The organism is Citrobacter freundii complex sp. 2025EL-00176 (assembly GCF_053309355.1).
Window position 1 is genome coordinate 666,098 of record NZ_JBRYHT010000001.1, and the last position, 15,997, is coordinate 682,094.

Consider the following 15,997-nt stretch of genomic DNA (forward strand, 5'->3'; position numbering starts at 1 on the left):
TCTGCGCTATCCGGTGAGTTATACCGTTTACTTATTCTGATAATCTTTCAGGATTTGGCGACCTGCGACGTAAATCATGATTTCATCGGTACCACCGCCAATGCGCTCACAGCGAACATCGCGCCAGAATCGGGATACGCGTGCTTCATCGGTGTAACCCAGCCCGCCCATGATCTGAATCGCGTCGTCAATCACTTCCATTGCTGTACGTGCACAATACAGTTTTGCCAGTGCCGCACTGGTGCGCAGCGACTGTTCCTGATCGGCCTGCCAGGCGACCTTCAGCACCATATTACGCATGTTTTCAATTTTGATTGCCATCAGCGCCAGTTTTTCCTGGATCATCTGGTTATGACCGATCGGCTTACCAAATGCGATGCGCTGGTTAGCGTAGCGGGCGGCATCTTCGAAGGCGCATTCGGCAAAGCCCGTGCTGCGCGCGGCGTTGATCAGGCGTTCCATTTCAAAGTTGTACATTACGTTGAGGAAGCCCATGCCTTCTTCGCCGACCATATCGCTTTCGTCCACTTCCACGTCATCAAGATAGACTTCGCAGGTGCTTAACATGTGCCAGCCGATTTTATGCAGCGGGTTAACCTTAATGCCCGGTTTCTTAGAATCCACCCACCACAGCGTAAAGGCTTTCTTCGGATCTTTCGGCTCCGGGTCGCGAGCCAGCACCAGCATGTACGGATACTCTTTAGCGCCGGTGATAAATGTTTTTTGCCCGTTGAGATACACCTTGCCATTTTTGCGGGTGTAGCTGGTGGTGGCACTATTATTATCGGAGCCTGCTCCCGGCTCGGTTAATGCCAGCGCATACGCCGGATCGCCCGTTTCCATGGTGCTTTCTGCTGTTTTACGCAGCTGCTCGGCGGAGCCAAAACGTCGCATGCTGTGGATGCACTGACCGTTGGTGATCAAAAAGGCGGGCGCGCCGCATTTTGACACTTCCATCAGAGCCAGCATCTGGGTGACGTAATCAGCCGGGATGCCGCCAAACTCTTCCGGAACGCCCAGCATCGAAATACCGTTATCCGCAAGAGCTCGCATAAATTCCTTCGGATAAGTCGCCGTCTGATCGCAGGTGCGGAAATACTCCTCCGGGAAATTGCTGGTAATCAGCTCGCGAATGCTGGCAAGCAACAGTTCTTGTTCTTCAGTTAATGAAAAGTCCATCAGGGTACTCCTTTTAATTGGCTGCGTCGGGTAATACAAAGCCCATCGAGGCATCGATAAATAATCTTTCGTCCATCAATTTCAGGTCTGGGGAAATAATCGGCGTGAAGTCCATTTTGTCGAGAATGTCTTCCTGCAAAGAGACCCCAGGCGCAATTTCAACTAAATGGAGGCCATCTTCTTTTAGCGTAAATACAGCGCGTTCGGTGATGTAGCGCACATCGAGACCACGCTCAAGGGCAATTTTCCCGCTGAACGTCACTTCAGGTAATTCGTTAACGAATTTTTTCACCCGACCTTCCTGCACGATATTTAACTTGCCATCGGCAACTTCCGTTTTCAAACTTCCGGCAGTTAACGTGCCGCAGAAAATAATTTTCTTTGAGGTGGCGCTAATATCGATAAAACCGCCGGTGCCCATGATTTTGCCATTAAATTTATGTACGCCGACGTTGCCGTGCCGATCCACTTCAGCAAAACTTAAATAACACACATCCAGGCCGCCACCATGGTAGAAGTCAAACTGGGAGGTCATATCCAGGATGGCGCGGGTGTTGACGTTGGCGCCAAACGCGATGCCCTGAGACGTAATGCCGCCAATCGGGCCGGTTTCGACCGTCAGAATAAAATCGTCGGCACAACCTTCTTCGCGTGCGACAAGGCCAATCCCGTCGGCGATGCCTACGCCAACGTTGCCGACTGCGCCTTTACGCATTTCGAACAGCGCGCGTCTGGCCACCAATTTACGCTGGTTAAGCGGCAGGGCTATTTGCTGGCTGTCATCGAGGACAAAATCGCCGGAAATAAAACGGTTAACCGGCGCGCCACCGTACAGTTGCGTTTGGTCGGGGTCGATGACCACAATATCGACCAGATAGCCCGGAATACGCACCGCTTTCGGATGCAGCGTGGCTTTCTTCACCATTTTTTGCACCTGCATCATGACGATGCCGCCGTTGTTGTGTACGGCCTGAGCAATCACCAGCGCATCGAGATACATCACTTCATCTTCAAAGGTGGCGTAGCCTTCGCTATCGCAGGTCGTGGCGCGAATAAACGCGATGTTTGGCGCAATGGCTTTGTAATAGAGGTACTCTTTGTTATCGATTTCTACCAGTTTGATCAGATCTTCGGTCGTCACCTCATTCAGTTTGCCGCCCTGTTGACGAGGATCGACAAACGTACCGATGCCAATATCACTCAGAATGCCCGGCTGGTGGGCTGCGGATGCTCGCAGGGCTTGGGTTAATACGCCCTGGGGATAGTTATAGGCAGCGATTTTATTCTGCTCCGCCAGGTCGGAGATTCGTGGCGATTGTCCCCAGTGGCCGCACAGCGCCCATTTGACTAACCCCTCCTGCGCCAGCGGGCTGATTCCCCGGTCGGCCCGGTCACCCAATCCCGTCGGGCTAATTAATGATAAATTACGTGGTGATTGCGTATTTTTGTATTTTTCTGCTAATGCATTAATTAATGTGGTTGCTTCAAGAATACCGCCACCAGCACCTAATACACAGAGCGTTGCTTCATCAGGAATATAATTAATGGCTTCTGCTGCGGATAATACGGGTACCCGACCATCGATACGGTTTGGTCTTGGAAATTTCATATAAACTCCAGATCATATGCGTGCGACTACCTGTCGCTATAGTCGACAATAATATTGTGAGTTAATTTAATCAGGCTTAGCTGCCAGCCAGATATTCGTGGTTAAACGAATATCTGGGGCAGGGCATCGCTAATCGTAATGTGGATATATTCTGTTATTAAGCCTGATGTAATATTGTTAATACAGTTCGCAGATCGGCGACTGAAATTTGACCCGGGGCCGACGCTTTTTTGACTGCACCAAAGGTGGCTGCTGAACCAAAAACCTCGCCGGAGAGACGTGAAATCACCCCAGTTTTAGCCATCGACATGGTAATAATCGGCCGGTCCGCATAGCGCTCGTGCATTTCCAGCGTTGCGCCAAGCAGTGTCAGCACATCCGTTTTGTTTTGCGGCATCAGAGCGATTTTAGGAATATCCGCGCCAAGTTCCTGCATTTTACGCAGACGCTGGATGATCTCCTCTGCGGCCGGTGTCTTATGGAAATCATGATTCGACATAATCACGCTGACATTTTTCGCGTGGGCATGTTCGACGGTCGCTTTAACCAGCTCATCACCGGTGAAAAGCTCCAGGTCGATCATATCCACCAGACCGCTGTCTACTGCTGCACGGTTAAGCGCAATATAGTTTTCGACAGACAGTGCCTGTTCACCGCCTTCTTTGGCACTGCGGAAGGTGAAAAGTAGCGGTTTGTCCGCTATCACATCGCGGATGGCGCGAGCCGCTTCCAGCACGGTATCTGTGGAAGAGACATCGCTGAAATGGTCAACGCGCCATTCCAGAATGTCGAAATCCGCTTCGCGATAGGCCAGCGCTTCGCTTTTTACCGTGGCGATGTCTTTACCCATCAGCGAGACAATGATCTTCGGCGCACCCTCGCCAATGACGAGGTTTCTTACGGTTACGGTTTTCATTGATTACCCTTTAAATATATTACAAATGCGTGCCCATCAGGCTGCAAAACCCATAACCTGTTTCACATACTCCAGTGGGAAATCTTTCCCGGTCCAGAGTTTGAACTGTTCAGCCCCTTGCCATAACAACATGCCGTAACCATCAATTGTTTTGCAACCGGCAAGTTGCGCCTGTTGCAATAATTTGGTCATATGCGGGTTATAAACGCATTCAGTCACCAGCAGGTCAGGGCGCAGCAGGGAAACGTCGGTCACGAGGGATTCGTTTTCCAGCGGCTTCATGCCGACTTTTGTGCCGTTGGTCAAAATATCCGCGGTGGCCAGCGCGTCAGCAAAAGCCTGTCGATCGTCGAGATCGATAACGGTGACTACGCAGTCGGTATTTTCATTAACGCGTTTGGCGAACGCCTGCGCTTTGGCAAAGAACTCGTCCTGACGGTTAAAGAGTTTAATTTCTTTGATACCTTCAATCGCCGCCTGAGCACCGATAGCTGTAGACGCGCCGCCTGCGCCCAACAGTACCATGGTTTTACCCCTGATATCGAAACCGCTTTCCTTAATGGCACGAATATGGCCAGTGCCATCGGTATTGTAACCGCGCAGGTAACCATCATCATTAACGATGGTATTGATCGCGCCGACCAGTTTGGCTGCTGGCGTTAATTCATCAACATATTCACAGGCCAACTGCTTATTGGGCATAGAGACCCCGGTACCGCGCATTTTTAAGGCTTTCAAGCCAGCAATCGCGTTAGCGAACGTTGAGTTATCGACTTCAAATGCCATGTAGGTAAAAGGTAATCCCGCTTTTTCTAATGCCTTATTCTGCATTTCGGGTGACAGGCTGTGCCTGATAGGGTAGGCCATCAAACCAATCAGTTCATATTTAGCAGTTACGTCCATTTGATACTCCTTCTAAACAATTTATTGAAAATAACGTTCGCCCAACCGCACATCATTTTTGGGGATATCAAATACGCGGTAGTAACGAATAAAGACGATGATGGCGGTGACGAAGGCCAGCAGAGCAAAGGCAAAGTCCAGCAAAATGATGTACTGCAGGCCAATGTTAGAAAGGTATCCGGTGATTAATGGGATAATAAAATTGGCTACGCCACCCATCATCATATAAACACTGGTGACTTTGGCTTTACTGCGGGGGAAAAACTCCGACATCACCGAGACACCAAGCTGTAAAATACCGCCAGCGGCAGAGAACCCAATCAGAAATGATCCAGCGTTACACACCAGCGGGGAGGGATATAAATAGATGACCGCTGCGGTGATGGTTGCCAGCCCGGCGTTAAACACATTTGCCCATATCGGTCGAACCATTTTCTTCAGCAGGGCGGCAAAAATAAAGACGCAGACCAACGATCCCATACTGTAGTAGGAGATCGTTTTCAGGGCATCGGCTTCCGCCATGCCGGCAAATGCCATAGCGTATTTCGGCATCCAGACCACGATGACGTAAAAGGTCGAAAACGCCGCGACACCGAACATTACGGAAGCGACACCTTCCAGCCAGACCAATGGTTTGCTGTGCATCTGTGGCAACTCTTTGGCGATACCGGCATCCACCATCTGGCTGGGAAAGCGGCTTTTTAACAGCATCAAAGTGATAACGACGAACAGTACGCCGGGGATAATGACCGCATAGCCGTACCAGATATGGTTGAGCAGCATGGTGCTGACGACAATGGGATAGATCATCTGCCCGAACGAGACCATCGCCTTAACCAGGATAACCGCCGATCCTGATGCTTTGGGGAAGCATTCCATTAATGCTGGATAGCCCCCGGTATCCAGCGCCGAGTTAGCCACGCCAACGCAAACGGCCAGAATAAAGGCAATCATTAGATTAGGGCTGGCGGGAATACCGAAGAAGAACAGCATATACAGAATAGCGCCTAACAGAATGATCGCCCGGCGGCCAAACTTATCTGAGAGCACACCGAAGAATAAAATACTCACCAGTCGCCCCAGACCAATGCCTGAAATTAAATAGGCAATTCCGGCATTGTCGGTGGAGAATTTTTCTGCGAGAGAAGTCATATTTTGCGCCAGTGTAATGACGCTAATGCCGTGTAGGAAATAACTTAAATAAATACAGGTTATCGCCAGAAGAAATGGCGTATTAAAGGTCTTGTTTTGAGACATTTTCACAACTCCTTGCGGATTTTAAAATTGTTCCGTACTTGTCGATATTGTTTATATTACGGCGACCTTGTGATTAATATACCTTTCAGTAGTTATAGAACCTACATAGCATGGCGTTTAACTTACCAGGTATTTTGCATCGTAAACTGTGAATTTAATTCTTCCTGATGACTTTTCGCTGAAATTTTAATAGTGCAGCTAATTATGTTGCAGAGGAGAGGAACAATATTGCATCTCCGTTATTCTGCGACCGTCGCCATTTTTAGTTGATGCTTTAATGCGCTGCGGCTGCGATAACCAATAAACAGCGCCAACAGAAAACCGACAGCGGCTATACCGGTATCAAACCACATGATATGTGCAATGCTGGTCTCAGAGATTCTTGCTGTAATCAGCGGAATGGTGAAAGTCGCAATGCTGCCCGCGCTGTAGTAAATGCCGGTCGCTTTACCCTTTGCATGTGGAAAGCGTGCCGCCATCAGCGTTAAGCCGATTTGCACCACGCCTCCGGCTGAAGAAAAACCAATGACAAACGCAAAGGCGATAACCACGTAGGGTGTCGGATGCAGGCAAACTATCAGCAGCGCAATAAATGAAATAAATGTGTACAGCATCAACAACGATGTTGCGCGTTCCGCTTTGCGCGCCAGTGGTGCAGTAATCAATACGCACAGCAAAGAGCCGCAGGTGTAAATGCTTAACAATTTGATAGATAACGTATAGGGCATGCCAGCGACAAATTGTCCGTACTGCGCCAGCCACTGGCTTACCAGATAAAATGTTGCCATGGCGATGTAGCCATACAGGGTGTAACTGGCAAGATCGAGAATCGAACAACGATGTTCAGATTGGGGGATTTCCCGTTTAGCAGGTAATGTCTTGATGGAAGTTTGATTCCCTGGATGCGCCGGGAAGCGACAGCGAAACAAAAAAACGCCGTTGAGTACCATGATGGCGGCCGCCAGCAGGAAGGACCAGCCAAACCAAAGCTCGGCCCACACCAACAAACTGATAATCATGGGAAGCAGAAACTGACCGCTGGAGACGAAGGCTTTTATTAATATATTGGCTGTACTGGGCGAGCGGGGAAACGCCTCCATCAGGCTGGGATAGGTTCCGGCATCGAGAAAACTATTGGCCACTCCTGCTAAAAAGCCAAAAGCATAGGCGATAAAAATACTGTGAGTATTAATGATGCCAACAAAGAAAATCAGGTAGCAGATCATGCCGAAAATAACAAACGGTCGGCGGCCATAGCGATCGGAGAGCATGCCTGCCATTAATAAGACACTTAAACGACCGATGCCCAGCGAGGAAATAACAATCGAGACGCCCGCGGCGTTGGTTTGCCATTGGTGTTCCAGCGAAGACATATTGAGGCTCATCAGAATGACCCCCATGCCGTGGACCAGGTAATTAAAGTACAGCCCTATCGCAGTGGAGAAATAGGTGTTTTTCATAATATGTTACTCAGCGAAGAGGCTAAATCGGTATGGCGTTGTAATGCTTAACACAAACGCTCAAGGTCGTGAGCATAGAGCTCAACAGCAGCCGACTGATAGATTTTCCAGTCGAGGAAATCGTTGTGATGATAAACCGTCTGAAATGAGTTCAGATCGGGGAAAAAACGCATGGTGTTATTACCGATACGGTTATTAATTTTGTCGATAACGGCATTAATTCTTACTTTCCGTCTGGCCTTCATTTCTTCACAAATGTGTACGATGTCTTCCGGGATTTCCCTTTCGCCATTTTCCCATTGCTGCCATGCGGCAACATTATTATCACGCGAGATATACATAGCGCTTTCCTCTACCGTCATAGCAAAAATATGGCGGATAGCCTGCAGTTCCAGTGCGTTCATTATTTGATCACCTCATAAAAGAACGGTGGAATAGTAATAACATTGCTGTGGATATTTCGGCTTGAAGAGAGTCACAGTATCTTGTGCAATATTATTTGTTGGATAGCGGGAAGAGGTGCTGTGTTTTGCAACCAGCCAAGCGGAGAGGCGAGTGAAGGACAAAAAAAAGCCCATCGTGGGAGATGGGCAAAGACTACACACAGCAATTCGTTGTTTCACTCAGGGGAATTCCATGCTTATAAATCAATGTGTTGATCTACAGCCTTGAGCTAATAGTAGGCATACAGATTTTTCGCGTCGATCAGATTCATCTCAATAGTTTAAAAACTGTAAAGAATTTGCGACATAAATGAGTACTTCGGGGAGGGTGCCGTACGGTTTAACTCAGCACCAGGGTGGAATAGATTAACTCGGCTAAACAATCAGGCGGCAATGCCGCCTGACGTTGAGTTACTTGTTGCTTTCTATTTCGGCGAGGAGTTCATCTGGATCGCCCCCCGGCGCAGGCGCTTCATTCACCCAGGCAGAGAACAGACGCCAGGACACGGCCAGTACCACCGGGCCGATAAACAGACCAATCATGCCGAATGCAATTAATCCGCCGATGACCCCGGAAAGGATAAGGATCAGCGGCAAATCGGCACCCATACGAATCAGCATTGGGCGAATAACGTTATCCAGCGTTCCGACCACGCCGCTCCACACCAGCAGCACGGTGCCCCAGGTTGAATCCCCGGTCCAGTACAGCCAGATAATGGCCGGGACCAGCACCGGCAGCGGCCCCAGTTGTACCAGGCAGGAGAGGATCATTAATACTGCCAGCAGCGTGGCATATGGCACGCCGGTTACCGCCAGACCAATGCCGCCGAGGACCGCCTGCACCAGAGCCGTAACCACAACGCCTAACGCAACAGCACGAATGGCCTGCGCCGCCAGCAGAATGGCGGCATCACCGCGTTTGGATGCCAGACGACAAGCGAAATGACGGATCCCTAACGCCACCTGTTCACCACGCCAGTACAGCAGGGCGCTGAACAGCAGCATCAGGCCACAATGCATCATAAAGCGGCCAATATGCGCAGCCTGACCGACAAACCAGGTGGTTGTGGTGCCGATATAAGGCCGAATCTTTGCCATAATGGCCGCGCCGCCCATATCCAGTAGGCTGTGCCATGCGCCATACATTTTGGCTCCCACCAACGGAATGCTGTTCAACCACGCCAGATCCGGCAGCGTCATATCGCCAGCGGTGACGGCATGGATCAACGGTCCGCTGCCATCAACAATGCTATTAACCAGCAGTGCGATGGGAATGATAAACAACATTATCAATAGCAGGGTCATTACCAGCACCGCCAGCGAACGGCGTCCCCACAGTAGTTTTTGCAAGCGTAACAGGATAGGCCAGGTTGCGATGACCACCGTACCCGCCCATGCAAAACCGAGGATAAAGGGCTGCACAATCCAGAGACAGGCCACAATCATGATGGCTAAAAACAGCACCGTTAGCAGCACTTGTGCAATATCCCTGGGCTGACGAAAATTTACCATAAATACTTTTCACCTTTGTCTTTGCGTCAGAACGTTGACGCGACGTGAACACTTAAATCACACCCTGTAATGATGAGCAATTTCAGCGGTTTTGAACAGGCGGATTCTGCCTGTAAATCTGCTGAGCGTATTAGAAAAAAATGTGATACAACAAACAAAGCAACACGCAAACGATTAAATTCACAACACAGACCGCAGGAAAGGGTCACTATAATGATTCCACAAATTTCTCAGGCGCCAGGTGTCGTTCAACTGGTGCTCAATTTTTTGCAGGCGCTGGAGCAGCAAGGATTTACGGGCGATACGGCAACGAGCTATGCCGATCGGCTGACAATGTCGACGGATAACAGTATTTATCAGCTGCTTCCTGATGCTGTGGTTTTCCCTCGTTCAACGGCAGATGTGGCGCTGATCGCCCGTCTGGCGGCGGAACCTCTTTTTTCGTCGTTGATTTTTACCCCGCGCGGCGGCGGCACCGGGACGAACGGTCAGGCGCTGAATCAGGGCATTATTGTTGATATGTCCCGCTATATGAGTCGCATTATTGAAATCAACCCGCAGGAGGGTTGGGTGCGGGTCGAAGCCGGGGTAATCAAAGATCAGCTCAACCAGTTTCTGAAGCCTTACGGCTATTTCTTTGCTCCGGAATTATCGACCAGTAACCGGGCAACGCTGGGCGGGATGATCAATACCGACGCATCCGGACAAGGTTCCTTGGTTTACGGTAAAACCTCCGATCACGTGCTGGGTATCCGCGCGGTACTGATAGGCGGCGATATTCTTGATACCCAGCCAATGCCGGTCGAACTCGCCCAAACGCTGGGCAACAGCAATACCACGATTGGCCGCATCTATAAGACGGTGTATGAGCGGTGTCGTGATAACCGTCAGCTTATTCTTGATAAATTCCCCAAACTCAATCGCTTCTTAACCGGTTACGATCTCCGGCACGTCTTCAACGACGAGATGACCGAGTTTGATTTAACCCGCATTCTTACCGGCTCTGAAGGCACGCTGGCGTTTATTACCGAGGCCCGCCTGGATATCACGCCGTTGCCCAAAGTCAGGCAGTTGGTCAACGTCAAGTATGATTCGTTTGATTCAGCATTGCGTACCGCTCCGGTCATGGTGGAAGCACGTGCATTGTCGGTAGAAACCGTCGACTCCAAAGTGCTTAACCTGGCGCGGGAAGATATCGTCTGGCATTCGGTAAGTGAATTGATTACCGATGTACCGGATAAAGAGATGCTGGGCCTGAATATCGTCGAATTTGCGGGTGACGATGAAGCATTGATTGATGCACAGGTTAGCGCGCTGTGTGAACGCCTGGATGGGTTAATTGCCCGTCAGGAAGCCGGTGTCATTGGTTGGCAACTGTGTACCGAACTCGCGGGCGTGGAGCGTATTTACGCCATGCGTAAAAAAGCCGTTGGTTTGCTGGGGAATGCGAAAGGTGCCGCGAAGCCGATTCCGTTCGCCGAAGATACCTGCGTTCCACCGGAGCATCTGGCTGACTATATTGCCGAGTTCCGTGCGCTGCTCGACAGCCACGGTCTGAGTTATGGCATGTTTGGTCACGTGGATGCTGGTGTGCTGCATGTCAGACCGGCGCTGGATATGTGCGACCCGCAGCAGGAAGTGCTGATGAAACGCATTTCTGATGATGTCGTTGCGCTGACGGCAAAATATGGCGGTCTGCTGTGGGGCGAACACGGGAAAGGTTTTCGTGCCGAATACAGTCCGGCATTTTTCGGGGAAGAACTGTATCGCGAATTGCGCAAGGTGAAGTCGGTGTTTGATCCGCAAAACCGGCTGAATCCGGGGAAAATCTGTCCACCGGAAGACATTGACGCGCCAATGATGAAAGTGGATGCCGTCAAGCGCGGGACTTATGACCGACAGATCCCACTGGCGGTGCGGCAAGAGTGGCGCGGAGCAATGGAGTGTAACGGCAACGGGTTATGCTTTAACTTTGATGCGAAAAGCCCCATGTGCCCGTCGATGAAAATTAGCCTCAACCGTATCCACTCGCCAAAAGGCCGTGCCACGCTGGTACGTGAATGGCTGCGTTTGTTGGCCGATCGTGGAGTTGACCCCGTTCAACTGGAAAAAGAGCTACCGGAAAAACGCGCCAGTTTACGCTCGCTGATTACCCGCACCCGCAATAGTTGGCATGCCCGTAAGGGCGAATACGATTTCTCGCATGAAGTTAAAGAGGCTATGTCTGGCTGTCTGGCGTGCAAAGCCTGTTCCACGCAGTGCCCTATTAAAATTGACGTACCGGAGTTCCGCTCGCGCTTCCTGCAACTGTATCACACGCGTTATCTGCGACCGTTGCGCGATCATATGGTGGCGACCGTCGAGAGCTATGCGCCGCTAATGGCGCGTGCCCCCAAAACGTTTAACTTCTTCATCAACCAGCCGCTGGTACGCAATCTGGCTAAAAAGCACATCGGTATGGTGGATTTACCGTTGCTGTCTGCGCCGTCGCTTCAGCGTCAGTTGGTTGGTCACCGTTCCGCCAATATGACACTGGAACAGCTCGAATTACTCAGCCCTGAGCAAAAAGCCCGCACGGTGCTGGTGGTACAGGATCCGTTCACCAGCTATTACGATGCGCAAGTGGTGGCTGATTTTATCCGTCTGGTAGAAAAACTGGGCTTACAGCCGGTACTGTTACCGTTCTCGCCAAACGGCAAAGCGCAGCACATTAAAGGCTTTTTAAACCGTTTTGCCAAAACAGCGAAAAAGACATCCGAGTTTCTCAACCGGGTGGCGAAGCTGAATATTCCGATGGTGGGCGTCGATCCGGCGCTGGTGCTCTGTTATCGCGATGAATACAAGCTGGCGCTCGGGGAACAGCGGGGTGATTTCCATGTGCTGCTGGCTAACGAATGGCTATCAACAGTTGTGGAGTCACAGCCGGCAGCTTCAATCGGCGGCGAACCGTGGTACTTCTTTGGACACTGTACTGAGGTGACGGCCCTGCCGGGCGCACCAGCTCAGTGGACGGCAATTTTTGCCCGATTTGGCGCCAGGCTGGAGAACGTCAGCGTGGGATGCTGCGGCATGGCTGGTACTTATGGGCACGAAGTGAAAAATCATCAGAACTCGCTGGGGATCTATGAGCTATCATGGCACCAGGCAATGCAGCGACTGCCGCGAAATCGTTGTCTGGCTACTGGATATTCCTGCCGTAGCCAGGTTAAGCGCGTTGAAGGCACGGGCGTTCGCCATCCATTACAGGCACTGCTGGAGATTATAGGATGATCTGGAAACGTGAAGTCACCCTTGAGGCGCTTAATGCCATGGGGGAAGGAAATATGGTGGGGTTGCTCGACATTCGCTTTGAACATATTGGCGACGATACCCTGGAGGCCACGATGCCGGTGGACCATCGCACCAAACAACCTTTTGGTTTGCTACATGGCGGTGCGTCGGTGGTGTTGGCGGAAAGCATCGGTTCGGTGGCTGGTTACCTGTGCACTCAGGGGGAGCAAAAAGTGGTGGGCCTTGAGGTTAATGCCAACCATGTTCGCTCTGCGCGGGAAGGGCGTGTCAGAGGCGTGTGTAGCGCGATCCATACCGGCTCTCGCCATCAGGTATGGCAAATCGAAATCTTCGATCAGCAAGGGCGATTGTGTTGCACATCGCGTCTGACGACCGCTATTTTGTGATGCATATTGCTTTTGGTCATTATCTGCGCAGTGAATGGTGTTATACTGTGCAGGTTTTGAACACAAGCGAGGATGATATGTCTACCCAATTAGACCCGGCCCAACTGGCAATAGAGTTTTTACGTCGTGATAAAACCGATCTTTCACCAGCTCAGTACCTGAAAAGATTGAAACAACTTGAGCTGGAGTTTGCGGATTTATTGACGCTCTCTTCAACTGAACTGAAAGAAGAGATCTATTTTGCCTGGCGCCTGGGCGTTCATTGATTCCGGTATGCTTATCGTAATGAAACCCCGACACGTGTTCGGGGTTATTTTTTGCTTTAAATCTTGTTTACCATTTCATCTCACCGGTATTGACCTTCGCACTTAGCTCCAGAGAGCTTGCGTCCGCCAGACCTGGCCATGCCGCCGTCATGGTTTTAATCACGTAAGCTGAACCCTTATTCGCGCTTAACGCCTGCTCAAACGACTGTAAATAATCCTGGGTGAAGCGAACCGCTTTATCGCCTGTCGGGCGTTCGCCAATGTAATGCCCCGGCACCACCTGAGCGGGATGTAAGTTCTGCATCTCGCTTAACACATTGCGCCACGCGGAACGCTGTTCAGCAGACTGCGTATCCGCCGTCCAGACATGAATACCCGAAGCCACGCCGGTACCGCCAATGATTGCGCGGTTAGACGGGATCCAGACATACGCCGCATAATCGTTGGGATGGCGAAGTTCCAGCGTTTCGCCATCAACCGTGAAACGCGTTTGTGTGGTGGCTTGCGGCACGATGAGTGAAGTTGGCGCGCCGTCCTGCATTTGCGGACCCCAGAACTGCAGTTTGGCCTCTTTCGTGGCGCGAATATGCTCTACCACATGCGGTGTTGCCAGCACTTTCACCTGTGGGAAGGCGCTGACGATGGGTTGCAGGCCAAAATAGAAATCCGGGTCGCCGGAGGTGATTACGATAGCTTTCAGCGTCTTACCGCTGGCACGAATCATCTGCACCAGTTGTTCGCCATCTTTGGTGCTGAACTGCGCGTCAAACAAAATCGCCTCTTTCGGTCCCGAAACCAGCGTCGAGGAGACCGGGAAAATAGCCTTATCCTGCGGGTTGTAGACGTCCAGTTGTAACGGAGCGGCAAAGACAGAAGAGGAGAACAGGGGGAACAGCAGGGCCAGAGTTTTAACTTTCATAATATGTAACCTTGTGCAGGAAATTGTCTTTTGATCGTTCGCGTATTCTAAGGAAATTTGCATCTGTTAGAATTCCTGTATCAGGGTATGCTGAGTTTCTTAAAACGATCGGATGGGATGCAATGGACAGAGTAATGGCGGCAACGGTCTTCAACCATATCTGTGATTTGGGTAGCTTAAGCGCCGCTGCGCGCGCGCTGGGGCTTTCCAGACCGATGGTTAGTCGTTACCTCGACGAAATGGAAAAGTGGGCGGGGGCAAGGCTTATTCACCGGTCGTCGCGTCGCCTGACGATCACGCCAGCGGGAGAAGAAGCGTTAGTGAAAACGCGTTCTCTGGCGCAACTTTCGCTGGATATTGCTGCCGCCAGTGCCGCGCAAATCCCCTCCGGTACGCTACGTGTTGCTTGTGCACATTATACCGCTATGCATATTCTTGCTCCGGTGCTGCCCACTTTTCTGGCGCGGTATCCGCAACTGCGTATTGAAGTTGAGATCAATAATCAGCCGGTCAGTCTTGTCGGGGAACGCATCGATGTGGCGATCCGCATTACGGACAACCCCGAGCCTGGGACCATCGCTCGTCGGTTGGGGAACTGTGAATCCGTGCTATGTGCGTCTGTCGAATATCTGCATCAACACGGCACTCCTGAAACTCTCGACGATCTTACGCAGCATAACTGCCTCTATTACAGCGGCTTTGCCGGAAAATCTTGGCACTTTCTCGATGCACAAGGGCAGACAGTTTCTGTTGCAATCAAAGGGAATTTGAGCGCCGGGATCTCTTCGCTGCTCTGTGAGTTGGCGCTGGCGGGTATGGGTATTGCGCTGGTACCGGAGCCGGAAGCGCGGGAAGGGTTGACGCAGGGAAAGTTAGTTCGGTTACTGCCAGAGCTGCAGCCTAAACGTCTGCCAATATACGGGTTGTATCTTTCTCGTGAGCACCAGCCAACTGGGTTACGCCTGTTGTTAGACGCAATTAGTGAAACTACGCGCTAATTATGTCATTGACTGCGCTCAAAAAATAATCAAACCGCAATTTGTGTTAAACAAAACTTATCCGGGAGTGAGATTATTCTTATGCCCCTTCAAGAGCTAAGCCATTACGAGTGCCGGAGATAAGCGCCGGATGGGGCCGGAACCCTTAAGCCTGCCAATAAGCAGACTTAAGGGTTTTTTGTTATTTGCACGCTTTTTGATCTGATTTCATCTCTGCCGTTACTCGCATCTATCCCTTAAATAGGTATTACCTATACATCTTTTGATATTTGACCTGCCTGAACGATTGGATTTTCATAATCCATTATTAATCAAAGCATTGAACAAAATAATCCATCTCTGATAACCCGCGCTGCAGGGTCTATGCTTATTAAAAGTAGCCAAAAAGGGCGATTAACCCGAATGCCCCTGCTGTTGAGGGGTTGAAGTGATAATCATTATCACTAACATGGTGTTATAGCTTGAAAGCTAATGACTCGAGGTAACCCTATGGAATTGCATTCAGGAACATTTAACCCGGACGATTTCGCATGGCGTGGTTTGACGTTAACGCCAGCGGCCGCGGCGCACATCCGCGAACTGGTGGCAAAACAACCCGACATGTTAGGCGTGCGTTTAGGTGTGAAACAAACCGGATGCGCGGGATTCGGCTACGTGCTGGACACCGTCCGTGAGCCGGAAAAAGACGATCTGCTGTTTGAAACGGACGGCGCCAGACTCTATGTGCCGTTACAGGCGATGCCGTTTATCGACGGGACGGAAGTCGATTTCGTTCGCGAAGGATTAAATCAGTTATTTAAATTTCATAACCCGAAAGCCCAGAACGAATGCGGCTGTGGCGAAAGTTTTGGGGTATAG

At 50.7% G+C, this 15,997-nt stretch carries 14 protein-coding genes and 1 other RNA gene; 5 read left to right on the top strand and 10 right to left on the bottom strand.

Annotated elements, in window-relative coordinates; all coding sequences use genetic code 11:
• Nucleotides 1-27: 27 nt before the first annotated feature.
• From ACVXHP_RS03290 to ydiK, 9 genes are all read right to left on the bottom strand, one after another.
• Complete coding sequence (locus ACVXHP_RS03290) at nt 28-1,179, bottom strand: acyl-CoA dehydrogenase (protein WP_003836610.1); 1,152 nt, start codon at nt 1,177-1,179, stop codon at nt 28-30.
• A gap of 13 nt (nt 1,180-1,192) precedes the next feature.
• Nucleotides 1,193-2,788, bottom strand: a complete 1,596-nt coding sequence (locus tag ACVXHP_RS03295) for an acyl CoA:acetate/3-ketoacid CoA transferase (RefSeq protein ID WP_316130061.1) — start codon at nt 2,786-2,788, stop codon at nt 1,193-1,195.
• Nucleotides 2,789-2,945: 157 nt separating this feature from the next.
• Entirely contained in the window at nt 2,946-3,704 is a 759-nt protein-coding gene (aroD, locus tag ACVXHP_RS03300; protein WP_447570838.1) for a type I 3-dehydroquinate dehydratase, read from the bottom strand.
• 36 nt (nt 3,705-3,740) lie between these two features.
• Entirely contained in the window at nt 3,741-4,607 is an 867-nt protein-coding gene (gene ydiB, locus ACVXHP_RS03305) for a quinate/shikimate dehydrogenase (protein WP_200006618.1), read from the bottom strand.
• A gap of 21 nt (nt 4,608-4,628) precedes the next feature.
• The gene (locus ACVXHP_RS03310) at nt 4,629-5,864 is read right to left on the bottom strand and encodes an MFS transporter (protein WP_200006617.1); all 1,236 of its coding nucleotides are present in this window, start codon (nt 5,862-5,864) and stop codon (nt 4,629-4,631) included.
• Between the two features lie 239 nt (nt 5,865-6,103).
• Nucleotides 6,104-7,324, bottom strand: a complete 1,221-nt coding sequence (locus ACVXHP_RS03315; RefSeq protein WP_447570839.1) for an MFS transporter — start codon at nt 7,322-7,324, stop codon at nt 6,104-6,106.
• Nucleotides 7,325-7,371: 47 nt separating this feature from the next.
• Nucleotides 7,372-7,728 carry a YdiL family protein gene (locus ACVXHP_RS03320; protein ID WP_447570840.1) on the bottom strand — a complete coding sequence of 119 codons (357 nt, stop codon included), beginning with the start codon at nt 7,726-7,728 and terminating at the stop codon, nt 7,372-7,374.
• A gap of 158 nt (nt 7,729-7,886) precedes the next feature.
• Nucleotides 7,887-7,994: antisense sRNA RprA (gene rprA / locus ACVXHP_RS03325), an RNA gene on the bottom strand.
• Nucleotides 7,995-8,178: 184 nt separating this feature from the next.
• The gene (gene ydiK, locus ACVXHP_RS03330; protein ID WP_447570841.1) at nt 8,179-9,279 is read right to left on the bottom strand and encodes an AI-2E family transporter YdiK; all 1,101 of its coding nucleotides are present in this window, start codon (nt 9,277-9,279) and stop codon (nt 8,179-8,181) included.
• Between the two features lie 213 nt (nt 9,280-9,492).
• On the opposite strand from ydiK, the gene ydiJ reads away from it, so the two are divergent.
• The 3 genes from ydiJ to ACVXHP_RS03345 all read left to right on the top strand — a co-directional run bounded on the left by ydiJ (nt 9,493) and on the right by ACVXHP_RS03345 (nt 13,222).
• Nucleotides 9,493-12,549, top strand: coding sequence for a D-2-hydroxyglutarate dehydrogenase YdiJ (gene ydiJ / locus ACVXHP_RS03335; RefSeq protein WP_447570842.1), 3,057 nt, complete (start codon nt 9,493-9,495; stop codon nt 12,547-12,549).
• Complete coding sequence (menI, locus tag ACVXHP_RS03340) at nt 12,546-12,956, top strand: 1,4-dihydroxy-2-naphthoyl-CoA hydrolase (RefSeq protein WP_137398075.1); 411 nt, start codon at nt 12,546-12,548, stop codon at nt 12,954-12,956. Before ydiJ ends, menI begins: the two co-directional genes overlap by 4 nt.
• 77 nt (nt 12,957-13,033) lie before the next feature.
• Nucleotides 13,034-13,222 carry a YdiH family protein gene (locus ACVXHP_RS03345; RefSeq protein ID WP_005120249.1) on the top strand — a complete coding sequence of 63 codons (189 nt, stop codon included), beginning with the start codon at nt 13,034-13,036 and terminating at the stop codon, nt 13,220-13,222.
• A 67-nt stretch (nt 13,223-13,289) separates the two neighbouring features.
• On the opposite strand, the gene ACVXHP_RS03350 is transcribed toward ACVXHP_RS03345, so the two are convergent.
• A complete protein-coding gene (locus ACVXHP_RS03350) occupies nt 13,290-14,141 on the bottom strand; it encodes a Vmh family MBL fold metallo-hydrolase (protein ID WP_447570843.1) in 852 nt (283 codons plus the stop codon).
• 122 nt (nt 14,142-14,263) lie between these two features.
• Between ACVXHP_RS03350 and ACVXHP_RS03355 the strand changes: the two genes are divergently transcribed.
• Complete coding sequence (locus ACVXHP_RS03355) at nt 14,264-15,139, top strand: LysR family transcriptional regulator (protein WP_447570844.1); 876 nt, start codon at nt 14,264-14,266, stop codon at nt 15,137-15,139.
• Between the two features lie 489 nt (nt 15,140-15,628).
• Nucleotides 15,629-15,997: a Fe-S cluster assembly scaffold SufA gene (gene sufA, locus ACVXHP_RS03360; RefSeq protein ID WP_200006610.1), complete on the top strand. Its 369-nt coding sequence runs from the start codon at nt 15,629-15,631 to the stop codon at nt 15,995-15,997.

Coding starts and splice junctions, on each gene's coding strand:
- ACVXHP_RS03290 (WP_003836610.1), bottom strand. CDS start 1,179: ATGGACTTTTCATTAACTGAAGAACAAGAACTGTTGCTTGCCAGCATT.
- ACVXHP_RS03295 (WP_316130061.1), bottom strand. CDS start 2,788: ATGAAATTTCCAAGACCAAACCGTATCGATGGTCGGGTACCCGTATTA.
- aroD (WP_447570838.1), bottom strand. CDS start 3,704: ATGAAAACCGTAACCGTAAGAAACCTCGTCATTGGCGAGGGTGCGCCG.
- ydiB (WP_200006618.1), bottom strand. CDS start 4,607: ATGGACGTAACTGCTAAATATGAACTGATTGGTTTGATGGCCTACCCT.
- ACVXHP_RS03310 (WP_200006617.1), bottom strand. CDS start 5,864: ATGTCTCAAAACAAGACCTTTAATACGCCATTTCTTCTGGCGATAACC.
- ACVXHP_RS03315 (WP_447570839.1), bottom strand. CDS start 7,324: ATGAAAAACACCTATTTCTCCACTGCGATAGGGCTGTACTTTAATTAC.
- ACVXHP_RS03320 (WP_447570840.1), bottom strand. CDS start 7,728: ATGAACGCACTGGAACTGCAGGCTATCCGCCATATTTTTGCTATGACG.
- ydiK (WP_447570841.1), bottom strand. CDS start 9,279: ATGGTAAATTTTCGTCAGCCCAGGGATATTGCACAAGTGCTGCTAACG.
- ydiJ (WP_447570842.1), top strand. CDS start 9,493: ATGATTCCACAAATTTCTCAGGCGCCAGGTGTCGTTCAACTGGTGCTC.
- menI (WP_137398075.1), top strand. CDS start 12,546: ATGATCTGGAAACGTGAAGTCACCCTTGAGGCGCTTAATGCCATGGGG.
- ACVXHP_RS03345 (WP_005120249.1), top strand. CDS start 13,034: ATGTCTACCCAATTAGACCCGGCCCAACTGGCAATAGAGTTTTTACGT.
- ACVXHP_RS03350 (WP_447570843.1), bottom strand. CDS start 14,141: ATGAAAGTTAAAACTCTGGCCCTGCTGTTCCCCCTGTTCTCCTCTTCT.
- ACVXHP_RS03355 (WP_447570844.1), top strand. CDS start 14,264: ATGGACAGAGTAATGGCGGCAACGGTCTTCAACCATATCTGTGATTTG.
- sufA (WP_200006610.1), top strand. CDS start 15,629: ATGGAATTGCATTCAGGAACATTTAACCCGGACGATTTCGCATGGCGT.